Below are 16,399 nucleotides of genomic sequence, written 5' to 3'. Positions count from 1 at the left end.
ATGACCACTTTGTTTGATCATCCAGATCACTCATTGTATTCCAATGGCATGACGTTCTTACGTCAGCCAATGGTACAAAATATTACTGACATCAATGCTGATGTTGTGGTGTTAGGTTTGCCATTTGATATGGCAACCTCAGGACGTCCAGGTGCTCGTTTAGGCCCTGATGCGATTCGTCGTGCATCAGTGCATTTAGCATGGGAAGAAACAAAATACCCATGGACGTTCAAATTGTTCGAACGCCTAAAACTGGCTGATGCTGGAGACTTTACTTACCCTGTCGGTGACGCTGAATACTTTACCGCTAAGCTTGAACAAGCTGCTGCGGGTATTTTAAGCCAAGGTAAAGCAATTTTAGGTTTAGGGGGCGATCACTTTGTAACTTTACCGTTGTTACGTGCGCACGCTAAGCGCTTTGGTAAAATGGCGTTGGTGCATTTTGATGCCCATACTGATACTTATAGCAATGGCTCACGCTACGACCACGGCACCATGTTTTACCATGCGCCGATGGAAGGGCTGATTGATGTTGATCATAGTATCCAAATTGGTATTCGTACTGATTTTGATCAAAGCAAACACGAGTTTGCAGTGATTGATGCGATGGCGGCCAATGATTTATCGGCGCAAACGATTGCTGAGCAGATTAAAGCGAGAGTAGGTGATTTACCTGTGTATATCACTTTTGACATTGATTGCTTAGATCCGGCGTTTGCCCCAGGTACTGGAACACCGGTATGTGGTGGATTAACATCAGATAAAGTACTTAAGATATTACGTGCCCTTAAAGGCATTAATATGATTGGTATGGATGTTGTTGAAGTATCACCTTCGTACGACCAAAGTGAACTTACTGCGATTGCCGCAGCCACCATTGCCAGTGAGCTACTGCATTTGTGGACCTATAAAAATAAATACTGAGCAATAGCTCCAGTAGTAATCCCTCAAAACGTGCTCTAGGCACGTTTTTTATTTACCAGATCCTTATTATCCTCAATATTTTGCTTAAAGCTTAATTTATAATATAACGCGACTGATTAATTTGCTGAGTATGGTGTAACGATTACCGCTATTAACAGCATGTTAAGTAAGATAATGTGATAATTAGCTGCTACTATATTGATAGACACTGTCGCAAAAATTTTACTTGTGATGCTTTTTAGTTTGTTGTCAAAGTACATATAACAGGGGATTGATTATGCACCACGCTGTAGTTATTGGCGGCTTAGAATTTAGCCCGTTAGTGATTTATTTCCCAATGGCATTTATTTTAACCGCTTTGACTCGCTTTATTTTACATCGTTTGGATTGGCATGATCGCATCTGGAAAGTGGCCTGGTTTGAAGTGTCTTTATTTATGTGTTTTCTCGCCTTGAGTGTCTTTTTATTAAGTGGAAGATAAATAGAATGGTTAGATATTTACGTATTATGCTTACTATCGTCGTTATTATCGCGGCTATTTTTGCAGGCCGTTGGGTATGGACTGATTATATGCACACACCTTGGACACGCGATGGTCGCATTCGAGCTGATATTGTTACTATTGTGCCAGATGTATCAGGCTGGGTAACAAAATTAAATGTCAAAGATGGGCAGCAAGTTGCAAAAGGTGAACTGCTTTTTAGTGTTGACCAACAACGTTATCAGGCGGCTTATGATAAAAGTAAAGCAAATACTAACAATAGTTTATATAGCTGGGAACTGGCTAAACATAAGTATGAACGACGTAAAGCATTAAATACTCAACAAGCTATCAGTGAGGAAAGCTTAGAAGCGACCCGCATTAGTACTGAAATTGCCAAAGCAAATTACGACTTAGCGAAAGCGGATCAAACGGTGGCGCAATTAAATTTATCTCGCACGCAAGTTACGGCTCCAGTTGCCGGGCCAATTATTAATTTAAATCTACGCCAAGGCAATTATGTTGCACAGGGCATGCCTGTGTTCGCTATTGTTCAATCAGATTCATTTTATGTAACAGGCTATTTTGAGGAAACCAAAATCCCACTGATCCACACCAATCAAAAAGCGACAATAGAATTACTGAGCGATACAAAGCCATTAACCGGTCAGGTAGTGAGTATTGGTAAAGCAATCGCGAATATCAATACGCAAAGTAATAACCAACTTTTACCTCAAGTGCAGCAGACATTTAATTGGGTACGTTTATCGCAGCGTATTCCGGTTGATATTAAGCTAGATGCTTTGCCAGAAGGGATCCAGCTAAGCGCAGGTATGACAGCGACTATTCACCTTGCTACGGAATAGGTATTAGTTTTGCATCTTGTTTTAAATAATCTTCTATGCCCCAAAGAACAGGCTATCAAGTTTGCATTAAAAGGGGTGATTGCCATGGCAATGTCGTTGACAATTGCCATTTATTTAAATCTAGATCGACCTTATTGGGCACTTGTTTCTGCGGTGTTTTTACAGATCCGCCCTGAAAGTGGTCTCGTTATTGAAAAAGCGCTTTGTCAGATTGTAGGCACTTTGGTGGGTGGCCTATTTGGTATTTTAGTACTCACTCAGCTCAGTGCTTACCCTTATTTAGCGCTGGGTGGATTGGCTTTTTGGCTCGGTTTAAACTCTGCATTGTCAGCTATGGTGCGCCAAGCAAATTTTGTTTACGCATTTGCTATGGCCGGCGTAACGGCTGCTATCATTATTTTGTTAGTGATGGTAAACCCAGCAACGGTCAGTAGTGAAAGTATCTTCGCGGTGGCGCAATCACGAGTAAGTGAAATTATAGTCGGTTCGGTATGCGCAGGGTTAGTGAGCCATCTATTATGGCCTGTTAAGGTCAAGCAGCTCTTACAAACGCAGGCAAAGTCTGTCATTAATCAAACGTTACATTATTTGGTAACTGAGCTTGATAAAGCGGGCTCTTCTGAAAACCGTCATCAGCAAATAGATCGCATAATGGCAACGCTTGGCAGTATTAGTGAAGACTCAAGTGCAGTTCGCTACGAAGGGCCAAAAGGTCCAGGGCGTTCACGGGCTGCCAATCAAATCGCACAAAAAGTTTTATCTCTTCTTGCCTTAGTACAAATAATGGGGCGCTTACAGCGTAATCATCCTGAGCAAATCACACCAAAGATTACTCAGTTAATCAAGCAATTAAAAGATATGTTTACGCTAATAGAAAAATCAGACTGTTTTGAATACTGTGCTAAAGAAGTAAAACAGTTGCGGCGCGCATTAACTGATCACCGGGCGCAACAAACCTGTGAGCTGCCATTTGAATCACATATTTTAAATGTCAGTTTAGATATCGCGAATGAATTAACAATTTTATTGCGGGCATATAAAGCATTAGAGCAACGAGATAAAACACTGCTTAATGCTCCGAGCATGTTGACATACCGAGATCCATTAGCAGGTATTATTGTTGGTTTTCGAACCAGCTTGGTATTTTCAATCGGGGCATTTATTTGGGTTAATACTGGATCATCCGCTGCATTATTGATCATGATTTTACCCGTTATTTTTTCGATTATGTTGGCCCGTATCCCGCTGGCAATTTTACAAATAGTTATGAAGCGATTGTTAGTTGGTGTTGTGGTAGCCTCGTTTGTGGCTATTTTTTATGCTTTAAACTTATTATCACAAAGTGGTGGGCAACTTGAAATATTATTGTTGGTGTTAGCTGGGCCATATTTTATTGGCTTATTGCTACTAGGCGATCAGCAAACGTTACCTTACGGGCTAGGGTTCTGTATTCCATTTACGATTTTAGTTAAGCCCAGTACTGACATGAGCCTTGCGTTTTCAATCAATTATACGCTCAGCTCAGCTTTGGCTATTTTTCTTGGAGTATGTATTTTATTTTGGATTTTCCAACTATTTACAGGTCCGAGTGTGCAGTTGTTAGTGCATCGCGTGTTTAAAGCAACCTATAAAGATTTATCAGAAATTCATCAACATAGCTCACCCGCTCTTTGGTATAACCGACGTATGGCTGATCGGTTACTGCGTTTAACCAATTATGATCAAGGCTCAGAATCACGTGCTATTACCGATCTTGCTTTAACTGGGCTTAATCTAGGTCATGCGTCGGTGCGTTTACACTCAATTTGCCAACAGGCAGTGGGTGATAATCAGCTTAAATATTTACAACGGTGGCAAAGCTCACTGGCTAGAGCCTTTTTGCTGGCTACAAAAGGCCAGTGCGATGATACGTTTACAATGGCTTGTGATGAGCTTTACAACGAACTGATGATACATGTGAGTGATACATATCAGCTTGAAGCCATTAAAGGTATGTTTATCCGTATTAATATGACTTTTGAACGCAGCGCAAACAGCATTAATTGATCCTGTGAGGTTTTTTCAAGTTCAGAACTCGATGTTAAATCTGCTATACTGTGCCCATCATTTTATGGGGCTGTTATGATTTCAAAAAACCAACTCAAGTTAATTCGTGCATTAGGTCAAAAAAAGTACCGAAAGCAACATAATCAATACCTTGTGCAAGGTGAAAAAAACGTACTTGAGTTATTGGCAAGTGGTTTAACAATTATTGATATATTTGCGACAGCAGCCTTTATTGCGCAGTTCCAGCAGCAGTTTACTCACGTAAACATGATTGAAGCCGATGAAGATGTGTTAACTAAAGCAAGTACTTTAGTGAGTAATAATGCAGCTATTGCGATAGTTGACATGCCAACAGCGAGTGCACCGCAGGCAAGCGGTTTAATCTTAGCCCTTGATGGCGTATCTGATCCAGGCAATTTAGGTACCATTATCAGAGTAGCTGATTGGTATGGGATCAAGCATATTGTCACCAGCACAGATAGTGCCGATGCTTATAACCCTAAAACTATTAGCGCCACTATGGGCTCGTTTGTTAGAGTCTCAGTGAGTCAAGTTGAGTTGCCTGCGTACTTAAGTGGTTTAAACTTACCTATTTATGGCGCTTTTTTAGATGGAAAAAGCGTGCATAAAACTCAATTTACAGGCCAAGGTGTTTTGTTAATGGGTAGTGAGTCTCATGGAATACGTCAAGCTTGCGCAGCATTGGTAACAGATAAAATAACCATCCCCGCTTTTGGTGGTGCAGAATCTCTCAATGTAGCCATGGCAACGGGTATTATTTTAGATAATTTTAAACGCCAAGCTTAATCCCTGTACTTACTTTTATCGTCAAGAACGGTTAAATTAAATACTCAAGCTATAACAATAACAATCGGTAAACCAATTAGATGCGTTTGAGCACCATAAAATTAGCGGGTTTTAAATCTTTTGTAGAGCCCACTAAAATTCCATTCCCAGATCAAATGACCTGTGTCGTTGGCCCAAACGGCTGCGGCAAGTCTAATGTCATCGATGCTGTGCGTTGGGTGCTTGGCGAAAGCTCTGCTAAAAATCTGCGTGGCGATGCCATGACCGATGTTATTTTTAATGGCTCAACCAATCGCAAACCTATTTCTCAAGCGTCGGTTGAGTTGATTTTTGATAATACCCAAGGGCACTTACCGAATACTTTTGCTGATCGAAATCAAGTGGCGATTAAACGTTTGGTAACACGCGACGGGCAATCGCTGTATTTTCTCAATGGCAGTAAATGCCGCAAACGAGATATTACCGATATATTTTTAGGCACAGGTCTTGGTCCGCGTAGTTATGCGATTATCGAGCAGGGCATGATCTCGCGTTTAATTGAGAGTAAACCGGCAGATTTACGGGTGTTTTTAGAAGAAGCAGCAGGCGTTTCAAAATACAAAGAGCGCCGTCGTGAAACGCAAACCCGGATCAAAAGTACCCGCGAAAACCTTGAACGCTTACTCGATGTTCGCCAAGAGCTGCAAGCACAAGTTGATAAACTGGCAGTACAGTCAGTTGAAGCAAAAAAATACCGCGAGTTAAAAACCCAAGAGCGCACTTTAAAAGGGCAACTAGCGGTCTTAAAATGGCAAAAGCTACATCAGCAACAAGTGACTAAAGCCGACACAATGGCCAAGCTGAATGAGCAAATTAGCTTTTTTAAAACTGCTCATTCAGGTCATGACGATGTACTAGCAAGCCTTGAAAACCAAGTGCAATTGCAACTTGAAAAACTCAATGATGCGCAGCAAGCCCAGCACCAAACGCACACTGAATTGACTCGTGCTGAGCAACAGCAAATAAACTTAAAACAACAACAACAAGCGTTTAGTCACAATCTGATCAAACAGCAACAGTTGCAGTTACAAAATCAGCAGCTGCAACAACAACAAAAAGACCATACTGATGAGCTACAAAATGCGTTACAAGAGGCAATTGAACATACTTTAATATGTACAGAACAAGTCACTGAGATGGCCGACGCGGTGGCACAGTTGCACAGTGCCAAGCAGCGCAGTGCTACTGATTGGCAACGAGTTAATGAACAGTTTCAGGCTATTAATACGCAATATAGCAAGCAACAAAATATAGCAGATCAACAGCTGCAAAATTTGCACTATATTAAAAACCAGCAAACGGCATTAGAAAGCGAATTAATAGAGCTGGCAGAAAACCCAATTGCTGAACAAGTAGCGCAGCAGCAGCAGTTAATGCAGTCACTAACGCAAGAGTTAGCAGCAAAACAAACTGCCTTAAACAAAGTAAATAGTAATCATCAACAAGCTCAAACCGTGTTACGCACCTGCCAAGATGCACATCAAACACTAGCACAACAACAAAACGAGAATAAAGCCAAAATAGCAGGCTTGAATACAATACTCGCAGATACTCCAGCGCAAGGTAGTGGCGATGTTTTGGCACAGTTAGTTGTACGTACTGGATTTGAGCATGTGGTTGAACAAGCATTACAAGGGCTTGAACAATTAAATGTGTCATCTATAGCAACACCTAACGGAGTATGGCCAACTACCGACACCGCACCGCAAAGCTCATTAGCGGTGTTTATAGAGCAAGGGGTTTACCCTGATTTATTACATCGTATTAAGTATAAAAATGATTTTGAATATAATGATTTAGCGGATGAGTATTGGCTTGCAGTGATAGATCGCCAAGGTAATATTCAGGGTCGCAATTGGTATCAACAAGCCAGTAAAAGTGCAGAAAATTCGTTGCTGATCAAACATAAACAGTTGGCCGAAGCAACCCAGTTAGCATCTCAACTCAGTGACGAACTAGCTATACAAAGCAATAAGCTTACAGAACAACAGCGAGTCTGTGAGCAATTGAAGGCACAAAGCGAAGAGTTAAAAGCAGCGGTACATCAGCTTGCTCAACAAGTGGCCTCAGGAAGCACTCGTCGCGATATGCTCAAAGAGCAATTACAGCAGTTTCAGAATCAACAACATAAATTACAAGCGAAGCTACAGCAGTTAAACGTTGAACACACGAGCATAGAGAATAAAGTTTTTGAACAACAGCAACATATAGCAAGTGTGGCAAAACAGCGTGATGAAATAAGTGTTGCGCTTAATGATGCTCAAGTGCAGCAGCAACACACTGATGAGCAATATAAACAGGCAAACGCTCAGCTTGAACACTATAAAACGCTTGCCCATCAGGCGACACTAAGTGAGCAAAAAGCGCGCAGTGAATGCCAACTCAGTGACACTAAATTACAGCATGCAACGACCGCCAGCGAAACCGCCAGTGAAGCTGTCAGTGAGTTAACCGCGCAAATTGAAGAGTTGGTGATCCCATTAGAAGAGGTCGCAGAGCAAATAATATTATTGTTGGAGCAACATCAACAAAGTGACATTGAACTCAAAAATTTGCAAAGTGCATTGACGGAAGCTAAAACAGCTCTTGTAGATAAACAAACAACGCTTAAAGCGTCGCAGGGGGAGCTGGTACTTTTACAAGAACAATTACAACAACTTGCCCTCGAAGAGCAGAGCTTATTAATTAAAGCACAGGCAGCTCTTGAACCTCTGGGTGAGTTACAGCAAAACTTGAAAGAAGTATTAGCACAGCTCCCTGAAAACGCCAGTATAAACACTTATCAAGGACAGCTTAATAAAGTAGGACAAAGTTTAAGTGACTTGGGCGCGGTGAACTTAGCGGCGATTGATGAGTTTGAACAAGCGCAGCAGCGTAGCCAGTATTTAGATCGTCAAGTCGAGGATTTAAGCAAAGCATTGACGACACTTGAAGGTGCAATTGGAAAAATTGATCGCGAAACCAAAACGCGTTTTAAAATGACTTTTGATCAAGTAAATCACGATTTTGGTCAGTTATTTCCTAAAGTATTTGGCGGCGGCAGTGCATATCTTGAATTAACCAGTGATGACTTACTGGAAAGTGGTGTTAGTATAATGGCACGCCCACCGGGCAAGAAAAATTCAACAATTCACCTTTTAAGTGGTGGAGAAAAAGCGCTGACCGCATTATCATTGGTATTTTCAATATTCAGGCTCAATCCAGCTCCGTTCTGTATGCTGGATGAAGTTGATGCACCATTGGATGATGCGAATGTTGGACGATTTTGCCGATTAGTGGAAGAAATGTCACAATCGGTGCAATTTATTTATATCAGTCATAATAAAATTGCCATGGAAATGGCTGGCAGGTTGACGGGTGTAACAATGGCTGAACCGGGCGTTTCGCGTGTGGTCGCTGTAGATATTGAACAAGCGGTGCAAATGGCACATGCATAAATATTAATATTTGAGTAGATAAATAATAAAAGGTGAGGGGATGGCCGAACAATTAAGATGGGTTTTAATCATTATCAGTGTAATTGTCATTGGTGGATTATTAATACATGGCCTATGGTCAGTTCGTAAAAAAGATGCACCCGTTGCGACTAATGATGAGCGGGTTGAGCCTGCAGATCAAGCGCCTACTGAGCGTCAAAGCGTAGCTGAGCCAGCATCTCATACTGAGCGTGATGAACCGCAGTTTGGGGATTTAAGTTTCAGTGCTGATGAAAAGCAACCACACTCTTTTACAGCGTCAGATGACGAACCTGCCGCTGAGGTTGATGATGTGACTACTGCAACAGATGCAAGCGTCGAGGATGAAGCTGAGCAACCGGCTGCAAGTGATTTTATCATTGTGCATATTCAAATGCCTGAAGGCTTGAGTATGGAAGGCAGCAAATTATTGCCAGCAGTAAACACACTTGGCTTTAAGTACTCTGAAGAAGGCTTTTTTAATCGCCATTTAGATCCTGCTGGTCATGGTCCAGTGCTGTTTCGGTTAGTGAACATGTACAACCCTGGTACTTTTGATATAGATAATATGGAACAATTTAGCACCGCTGGAATTAGCTTGTTTATGACCTTGCCGTGTGATGGTGACGGGCTTGCTGCATTTAATATGTTGCACAGTGCGGCTAAAAAGTTAGCAGATGAATTTGGCGCCGTTATTTTAGACTCACAACGAGAAGAAATGACCGTTGATAGTGTGCGCAATTATGTTGAAAAAGTGAGACGCTTTTCAGCTTAATCACCTGCAATATACAGTTAATTAATTAAGAATTTTATAAGCCACTTGGCGATAACTCGTTTAAGTGGCTTTTTTATGTTTTTTGAGGTCAGTATGTCCACTTTAGTGTTAGCGCAAATAACGCAACTTCGTCAGCAGTTAGAAGATCACAATCATAATTATTATGTACTTGATAACCCAAGCATTCCTGATGCAGAGTATGATCGTTTATTACAACAATTAAGTGCGCTTGAGGTAGCAAATCCTGAGTACTTGAGTACTGATTCACCGACCCAGAAAGTAGGCGGTGCGGCGCTTGCTAAGTTTGAGCAAGTCACTCATCAAGTGCCGATGTTGTCACTTGATAACGCCTTTAGTGAAGAAGAGTTCAGCGCTTTTAATCGCCGCATTAAAGAACGTTTGATGGATAACAATGAGCTGACCTTTTGCTGTGAACCAAAACTTGACGGTTTAGCGGTATCGATTTTATACCGTAATGGTGTGTTAGTGCAGGCGGCAACGCGTGGCGACGGGCACACCGGCGAAAATATTACCACTAACGTTAAAACGATTCGTAATGTACCGCTAAAATTACGTGGCGATGACTTTCCCGAGGAAATTGAAATTCGTGGTGAAGTGTTCATGGATAGCGCCGGATTTGACAAACTTAATGCTGAAGCCGAAAAGCGTGGCGACAAAGTATTTGTTAATCCACGTAATGCAGCCGCAGGCAGCTTGCGTCAACTCGATTCAAAAATCACCGCCAAGCGACCTTTGATGTTTTATGCCTACAGTATTGGCGTAGTAACAAATGGTGAATTACCAAGTGATCATTACCAGCAATTGGCTAAGCTAACTGACTGGGGGTTACCACTTTGCCCGGAAACAAAATTAGTCGAAGGCCAGCAAGCTGCTTTGGATTACTATCAAGATATACTTGAGCGCCGCAGCAGCTTAAAGTATGAAATTGATGGTGTGGTGATCAAAATAAATAACAAAGCACTACAAGAGCGGTTAGGTTTTGTAGCGCGAGCTCCGCGTTGGGCGATTGCGTATAAGTTTCCTGCGCAAGAAGAAATCACTCAGCTACTGGATGTTGAATTTCAGGTAGGGCGCACTGGCGCAATTACCCCTGTGGCTCGTTTAGAGCCGGTATTTGTTGGTGGTGTCACGGTTTCAAATGCAACGTTACACAATCGTGATGAAATAGAGCGTTTGGGGGTAAAAATTGGCGATACTGTGATCATTCGCCGTGCTGGTGATGTGATCCCACAAATTACTCAAGTGGTATTAGAGCGCCGTCCAACAGATGCCAAAGAGATTGAGTTTCCGGCTACTTGTCCAATTTGTGACTCCCATATTGAACGCATTGAAGGCGAAGCCGTAGCGCGCTGTACAGGAGGCCTGGTGTGCCAAGCACAGCGTAAAGAAGCGATCAAACACTTTGCTTCACGCAAAGCACTCGATATCGATGGCCTTGGCGATAAAATTGTTGAACAGCTGGTGGACAGAGAGCTCATTAAAACGCCAGCAGACTTATTCATACTTAAACAAGGACATTTTGAATCGCTTGAGCGCATGGGGCCAAAATCGGCGAAAAACCTAGTAGCAGCACTTGATGATGCAAAACAAACGACGTTGGCTAAGTTTTTATACTCATTAGGTATTCGTGAAGTCGGTGAAGCGACGGCGCAAAATTTAGCTAATCACTTTTTAACGCTAGATAAAGTAACTGCGGCAACAACCGAAGCGTTAGTCGAAGTTAGTGATGTTGGGGAAATTGTAGCCAAGCATGTGCGTGGTTTTTTTGCTGAGCAACATAATTTAGATGTCGTAACTGCCTTGCTGGAGCAGGGTATTCATTGGCCAGAACTCACGCCGCCAAGTGAAGACTCACAACCGTTAGCAGGCTTAACCTATGTGTTAACGGGTACTTTGAACGAGCTTAATCGAAATGATGCAAAAGCACGCTTGCAGCAGTTAGGGGCGAAAGTTTCAGGTAGTGTATCAGCTAAAACCGATGCGTTAATAGCGGGTGAAAAAGCCGGTTCTAAGCTCACGAAAGCACAAGATTTAGGCATTGAAATACTGACCGAAGATGATTTAATTGCATTACTGGCGCAACATAATGGATAGCATTATTACGCTTTTTCAGGATTTAGCACTGACCTTTGGTCAGTGGCTAAAGCCTTACTTATATAATATCGCATTGTTACTGGTGGTGTGTTTGGTGTCTTTGTATGCAAATGAGATTATCAAAACCACGAAACGCTTTGTAGCAAGGCGCCACTTTATACTCAGAGTATGTGCATTTGTACTGGTAACCGGGTTTGGTTTTGGCTTGTTAGTAGTATTTGTCACTCCATTACTAAGCCAGTTACTGATGTTCTTTGGTGTGCGCTGGTTAGGTGTTACAGCCGTGGCTGCATTCATATTACTTGGCGTAGTAGCCGAGAGGAAAAACCAGTTATGAAGCGTTATGGACCAGAGTATTGGGACAAATATGGCACCTATCGCACTCCAATCGCGTTTCATTTGAGTTTACTGGTATTACTTCGTGCCTACTTTATTTGGATCATTGCGGCACTGAGCAGGCGTCCTGAGCTTGATTTAATGTCATTAGTGTTTAGATCTAAAGCTGACTTTTTCAGTGCGTTGGCTATTGGTGCAATAGCCATTATTCCTGCCGTAATTTTTTGTTTGCGCAGGCCACAAAAAAGCGCAGACAGTGCAGCATGGTTAGCGCGAGTGTGGCGTTTTATGCGGTGGCCATTATTAGCATGTGCAGCGATAGATTTAAGCTGGCTGATTATTCAAGCCGCTCATAGTTATTATCAGTTTTCGATGTTTTTAGCGCTGCAAATGGTGACGGTATTGTGGGTATTATTATATTTAGCAAAAAGTCGTTATTTAACGGTGTTTTTTAATGATTGGCCCGATCCTGAAACCGATGAAAAAAGTGCAAGTAAGTAATTTAGGTTAACGTTGCAAGGAGTCTTTGATGCGTAAAATTAATCAATTACTGGCGCTGATCGTCGGCTGTTTCGGTATCGTGTTATTATTGTTGAGTGTATTTACCATGTTATTTCAGCAAGCGTGGTTTGTATTGTTAATAGCTGTATGGCTATTTGTATTTAGCTCATGCTGTTATCGGCTAACACCACTATTTAAAGCACGTAATGGGATAGATAAGTTTATTCGACGCGAACAACAGCACCTTTTGGTATTTACCCTTTCAGGTTTTTTTGACCGTACTCACGGCCCACAATGGCTACTTATTGATAGTATCAAGGAAATACAGTGCCATGATGACCAATTTTTAATTCTCTCCAGCGAACAGCGTCAATGCTCAATAGGCTTACCGGCAACTAAAGCAGAGCTAACACAATACTTTAATACACTATTGACTGAAAATGAAAAAAAATTAATTACCATTGTATGAAACTAAATAGTGATCAACAGGGTATATATAGTATGCAACAGCAAATAGGCTTAGTAAGAAGCTGTCATTGGTGTACTGAAGCTATTTAGCTCACTAATAGGCGTTGAGTCTGTTGAGATGGCTGGTTTAACAGTGCAGATAAACGTAGCTAGTGAGTTTAAACATTCCCGTAGCCAGTATCAAAATTATTATTTTTCACCCCCTACAAAACCATTTTGTGCAGTGCGGATAAATCCAAGCTGACAATGTTATTAGCGCGATACCATGATAATGTGGATAGCAGTAAATTAACCCATCTTACTCAATGAGGTCAGTTATGTTGAATTGGAATGATATTCTAAACTTTGCCAATAAAGGCAATCCAGAGCCGAGCCGTAAAGTAGTAAAAACCGAGCAGCAATGGCGTGAACAATTAACCGAAGAAGCCTTTTATGTGACTCGTAATAAAGGCACAGAGCGCCCACATAGCTCAGATAGCTGCACCTTGTTTGAACCTGGTAAGTACGCCTGTGTATGTTGTGATAACTTATTATTTGATGGTGATGAAAAATTTGATAGCGGCACTGGCTGGCCATCATTTACTCAACCCGCGCAACTAAACTCGATTGCTTACAATGGTGACAAGACCCATGGTATGCAAAGAATAGAAACTGTATGTAATGTATGTGATGCGCACTTAGGTCATGTATTCCCAGATGGACCAATGCCAAGTGGTCTGCGTTATTGTATAAATGCGGTCTCATTGAAGAAGGTGTAATTTATTAGCTCGTAATTGACAATAACCAATGCCTTACTGAATTTACATGATCCGATTCCAGTAAGGCTGGATTTTAAAAGTCATATCACCGCTTATCAGCGATATTTTGAATTCCTCATTCTTATAAACAACACCTTATCTAAACTATTTATTATTCTATTTGGTTTTACCTGGCTCTTCTAGATTAGCAAGTGTTAGCCCCATACTCGTTGCTTGTTGTACTATTTTATTAAAGCGTTGTTGCTGCTCGTTGTCTAATGTTGTCGTATTGAGTAACGCATAGCATTTTTTTGCCATCATTAGGTTTAACGTTTGGCCATTTTGCTTGGAACTATCAAATAGACACTGCAATAAATTTAAAGCAATACTTGGATTACGAGGCATTACTCTAAATGCTTGTGTGAATGCTTCAAGAGCGGTATTTAATTGACCACGGTTAAACTGTGTAACTGCATGGTTATTCAGCTCTTTAGGGCCCATTTTTATATCACGGCGTTCACTTTGTTGTTGTTGAATATAACGTAAATAAACAGCATCACTCACTGTTGGATGACGTTCACAATGACTAATAATTTGGTTAAATAATGACTGTGCTTTGTGGTGAAACCCCAGTTCATGAAATGCCTTTGCTTTATCAAGTGCGCCGTCTACAGAGCGAATGTGGCTATCGTCATCGTCGAGCTGCTCAATCAACATTTTCGCTTTTTGATGCTCATCTTTCAAATAGTGTAAACGGGCATTTAAAACATCTATTTGCGCCTGATTGTGACTATTTGGAAATTGGCTTTTTAAATCAGCTAAGTATTTATTGGTTTGTCTTGAAATACGTTGAATTTGATCGCTTTGATCTGTTGTTAATGCAAAATCAATACCCGCCCGTGCTGCATTTAAATATACGTCAGGGTGATCGTGAATCGAATGTTTGGCAAAGTTGGCGATGTCTTTTTGTGTAAGGTAATTTTTTTCATAATCATGATTTACCAGCGATACATGGCTAAGTGATTTTTGGCGCTCGATATTGCGTGGAGCTATATCAACGGCTTGGCTTAAAAAATCTTGCGCTAATTCAAATTGGTTTAATTTAATCTCCAGCTTACCAAGTAAATCGAGTGCGACTAATCGTGTTTCATGACGTAGCAGCATCGTTTTTAGCATTCTTTGCGCAAGAATATGCTCGTTATTCGCAATTAATGCTTCAACTAAACCTACCTTTGCCCATGTAAATTTTTGAATATCAAGAACTGATTTAAAGAAAGCTTTTGCGGTATCTGCTCGTTTTAAGCGAAGTAGGGCGTCACCTTTTAAACGCAATAATATTGCACTATAAGCATTGCCTTTTTCATCAAGCGCAGTATTGATTGCTTTTAGCGCTTTAGAGTCATTCCCATCGTCAATGAAATTATATATTGCTTGTAAATGATTTTTACGCAGCAAAATTCGTTCTATACGTGTTTTAAGATCATATATGGTGAATGGCTTGACTAAAAAGTCATCGGGTTGCAGTTCAAGCACGCTGTGTACCAAAGAACCACTGGTTTCAGCTGAAATAAAAATGAACCCAGTAGAGTTTTTTATTAAACGCTTAACGCGTAACTCTTCATATAGCTGATAGCCGTCTTGCTGCTTACTTAAATTAAAAGAGCAAACAATCAGATCAAACTGTTCACTGGTGCACTGCTCTTTAGCCGAATTTGCATGTTCAGCAAAGCGCAGCTGTCGAAAGCCAAGTTTTTCGAGCGACTGTTTCATATAGCTTTGAGCAAGAGGTTGCTCTTCAACTATAAGTATTTTTGCATTAGAAAAAATCTTTGCTGGCATTAGACTTGTGACCACATGAACGTATCAGAGACTATAATAAACAGTCTAGTCGCTGACAAGGGAATTTAAAATTTAATACCGCAGACTTCGTTTATTTGATCAGTTATGAATTTTCAAGCAGCTTGATTATCCAAATTTAGGTAGCGCTAGTTATTGCTTGAGGATTTTTATAGAGATAGGAGACCCTAGCTTTGTAAAGCGCCTAGGTTGATGCTTTTCAAACTTAATTATCCATCAAGGAACACATTAAAAGAGTTTCAGGTTTGGAAAAGAATTAGCGTATTTAGAGGCTTTTTGAATTTTATTTTTAACAGAATTACTAAGAGGTTTTATATGTGGTGGGTGATACTGGACTTGTACCAGTGATCCTCGCCATTATTTGTGAAGGGTGGCGATGCTTTTTTTTTAAACTGAGCTAATTATCGATTAAAGAATATAACGTAAGGTTTGATTGAGGGTATTAAAAGGTTTTATATGTGGTGGGTGATTCTGGACTTGAACCAGTGATCCTCGCCATTATTTGTGAAGGGTGGCGATGCTCTTTTTTTCAACTGAGCTAATTATCGATTAAAGAATATAACGTAAGGTTTGATTGATGATATTAAGAGGTTTTATATGTGGTGGGTGATACTGGACTTGAACCAGTGATCCTCGCCATTATTTGTGAAGGGTGGCGATGCTTTTTTTTAAACTGAGCTAATTATCGATTAAAGAATATAACGTAAGGTTTGATTGATGATATTAAAAGGTTGTATATGTGGTGGGTGATACTGAACTTGAACCAGTGATCCTCGCCATTATTTGTGAAGGGTGGCGATGCTCTTTTTTTCAACTGAGCTAATTATTAATTAAACGTGAGGTTTTATATGTGGTGGGTGATACTGGACTTGAACCAGTGATCCTCGCCATTATTTGTGAAGGGTGGCGATGCTCTTTTTTTCAACTGAGCTAATTATTAATTAAACGTGAGGTTTTATATGTGGTGGGTGATACTGGACTTGAACCAGTGA

The 16,399-nt window shown here is 40.9% G+C and carries 13 protein-coding genes; 12 read left to right on the top strand and 1 reads right to left on the bottom strand.

The genetic code is table 11. The features are described from left to right. The 12 genes from speB (at position 1) to msrB (ending at position 13,571) form a co-directional block, all read left to right on the top strand. Positions 1 to 924, top strand: coding sequence for an agmatinase (gene speB, locus H5158_RS14810; protein ID WP_182740335.1), 924 nt, complete (start codon positions 1 to 3; stop codon positions 922 to 924). 277 nt (positions 925 to 1,201) lie between these two features. Further along, positions 1,202 to 1,405 carry a DUF1656 domain-containing protein gene (locus H5158_RS14805; RefSeq protein WP_149980705.1) on the top strand — a complete coding sequence of 68 codons (204 nt, stop codon included), beginning with the start codon at positions 1,202 to 1,204 and terminating at the stop codon, positions 1,403 to 1,405. Positions 1,406 to 1,410: 5 nt separating this feature from the next. Further along, complete coding sequence (locus H5158_RS14800) at positions 1,411 to 2,271, top strand: HlyD family secretion protein (protein WP_182740334.1); 861 nt, start codon at positions 1,411 to 1,413, stop codon at positions 2,269 to 2,271. A 9-nt stretch (positions 2,272 to 2,280) separates the two neighbouring features. Further along, positions 2,281 to 4,317, top strand: coding sequence for an FUSC family protein (locus H5158_RS14795; RefSeq protein WP_182740333.1), 2,037 nt, complete (start codon positions 2,281 to 2,283; stop codon positions 4,315 to 4,317). 75 nt (positions 4,318 to 4,392) lie between these two features. Then, the gene (locus tag H5158_RS14790) at positions 4,393 to 5,124 is read left to right on the top strand and encodes an RNA methyltransferase (protein WP_149980702.1); all 732 of its coding nucleotides are present in this window, start codon (positions 4,393 to 4,395) and stop codon (positions 5,122 to 5,124) included. A gap of 80 nt (positions 5,125 to 5,204) precedes the next feature. Beyond that, positions 5,205 to 8,600 carry a chromosome segregation SMC family protein gene (locus tag H5158_RS14785; RefSeq protein ID WP_182740332.1) on the top strand — a complete coding sequence of 1,132 codons (3,396 nt, stop codon included), beginning with the start codon at positions 5,205 to 5,207 and terminating at the stop codon, positions 8,598 to 8,600. 40 nt (positions 8,601 to 8,640) lie between these two features. Next, positions 8,641 to 9,393 (top strand): cell division protein ZipA, encoded by a 753-nt coding sequence (gene zipA, locus H5158_RS14780; RefSeq protein ID WP_182740331.1) that lies wholly within the window; start codon positions 8,641 to 8,643, stop codon positions 9,391 to 9,393. A gap of 93 nt (positions 9,394 to 9,486) precedes the next feature. Beyond that, positions 9,487 to 11,508, top strand: a complete 2,022-nt coding sequence (gene ligA / locus H5158_RS14775; protein WP_182719190.1) for an NAD-dependent DNA ligase LigA — start codon at positions 9,487 to 9,489, stop codon at positions 11,506 to 11,508. Continuing rightward, positions 11,501 to 11,845 (top strand): DUF3392 family protein, encoded by a 345-nt coding sequence (locus tag H5158_RS14770; RefSeq protein WP_145240691.1) that lies wholly within the window; start codon positions 11,501 to 11,503, stop codon positions 11,843 to 11,845. Before ligA ends, H5158_RS14770 begins: the two co-directional genes overlap by 8 nt. Beyond that, the gene (locus H5158_RS14765; RefSeq protein WP_149980698.1) at positions 11,842 to 12,345 is read left to right on the top strand and encodes a DUF2919 domain-containing protein; all 504 of its coding nucleotides are present in this window, start codon (positions 11,842 to 11,844) and stop codon (positions 12,343 to 12,345) included. Before H5158_RS14770 ends, H5158_RS14765 begins: the two co-directional genes overlap by 4 nt. A gap of 28 nt (positions 12,346 to 12,373) precedes the next feature. Further along, complete coding sequence (locus tag H5158_RS14760; protein ID WP_182740330.1) at positions 12,374 to 12,814, top strand: hypothetical protein; 441 nt, start codon at positions 12,374 to 12,376, stop codon at positions 12,812 to 12,814. Positions 12,815 to 13,130: 316 nt separating this feature from the next. Further along, positions 13,131 to 13,571 (top strand): peptide-methionine (R)-S-oxide reductase MsrB, encoded by a 441-nt coding sequence (gene msrB / locus H5158_RS14755; protein WP_145240697.1) that lies wholly within the window; start codon positions 13,131 to 13,133, stop codon positions 13,569 to 13,571. 156 nt (positions 13,572 to 13,727) lie between these two features. Here msrB and H5158_RS14750 read toward each other — a convergent pair whose 3' ends face one another. Further along, a complete protein-coding gene (locus H5158_RS14750; RefSeq protein WP_182719191.1) occupies positions 13,728 to 15,389 on the bottom strand; it encodes a tetratricopeptide repeat-containing response regulator in 1,662 nt (553 codons plus the stop codon). Positions 15,390 to 16,399: the final 1,010 nt, after the last annotated feature.

Origin of the sequence: Pseudoalteromonas sp. SR45-6 (assembly GCF_014163545.1) — a bacterium.
Lineage (GTDB): Bacteria > Pseudomonadota > Gammaproteobacteria > Enterobacterales > Alteromonadaceae > Pseudoalteromonas > Pseudoalteromonas rhizosphaerae.
The sequence above is the reverse complement of the archived record's forward strand: the minus strand, read 5'-3'. Positions and strand labels throughout refer to the sequence as shown.

Excerpts from the sequence above, each read along its gene's own strand:
- ligA (WP_182719190.1), top strand. The coding sequence starts at position 9,487 with ATGTCCACTTTAGTGTTAGCGCAAATAACGCAACTTCGTCAGCAGTTA.
- msrB (WP_145240697.1), top strand. The coding sequence starts at position 13,131 with ATGTTGAATTGGAATGATATTCTAAACTTTGCCAATAAAGGCAATCCA.
- H5158_RS14760 (WP_182740330.1), top strand. The coding sequence starts at position 12,374 with ATGCGTAAAATTAATCAATTACTGGCGCTGATCGTCGGCTGTTTCGGT.
- speB (WP_182740335.1), top strand. The coding sequence starts at position 1 with ATGACCACTTTGTTTGATCATCCAGATCACTCATTGTATTCCAATGGC.
- H5158_RS14750 (WP_182719191.1), bottom strand. The coding sequence starts at position 15,389 with ATGCCAGCAAAGATTTTTTCTAATGCAAAAATACTTATAGTTGAAGAG.
- H5158_RS14805 (WP_149980705.1), top strand. The coding sequence starts at position 1,202 with ATGCACCACGCTGTAGTTATTGGCGGCTTAGAATTTAGCCCGTTAGTG.
- H5158_RS14790 (WP_149980702.1), top strand. The coding sequence starts at position 4,393 with ATGATTTCAAAAAACCAACTCAAGTTAATTCGTGCATTAGGTCAAAAA.
- H5158_RS14785 (WP_182740332.1), top strand. The coding sequence starts at position 5,205 with ATGCGTTTGAGCACCATAAAATTAGCGGGTTTTAAATCTTTTGTAGAG.
- H5158_RS14800 (WP_182740334.1), top strand. The coding sequence starts at position 1,411 with ATGGTTAGATATTTACGTATTATGCTTACTATCGTCGTTATTATCGCG.
- H5158_RS14765 (WP_149980698.1), top strand. The coding sequence starts at position 11,842 with ATGAAGCGTTATGGACCAGAGTATTGGGACAAATATGGCACCTATCGC.
- H5158_RS14770 (WP_145240691.1), top strand. The coding sequence starts at position 11,501 with ATGGATAGCATTATTACGCTTTTTCAGGATTTAGCACTGACCTTTGGT.
- zipA (WP_182740331.1), top strand. The coding sequence starts at position 8,641 with ATGGCCGAACAATTAAGATGGGTTTTAATCATTATCAGTGTAATTGTC.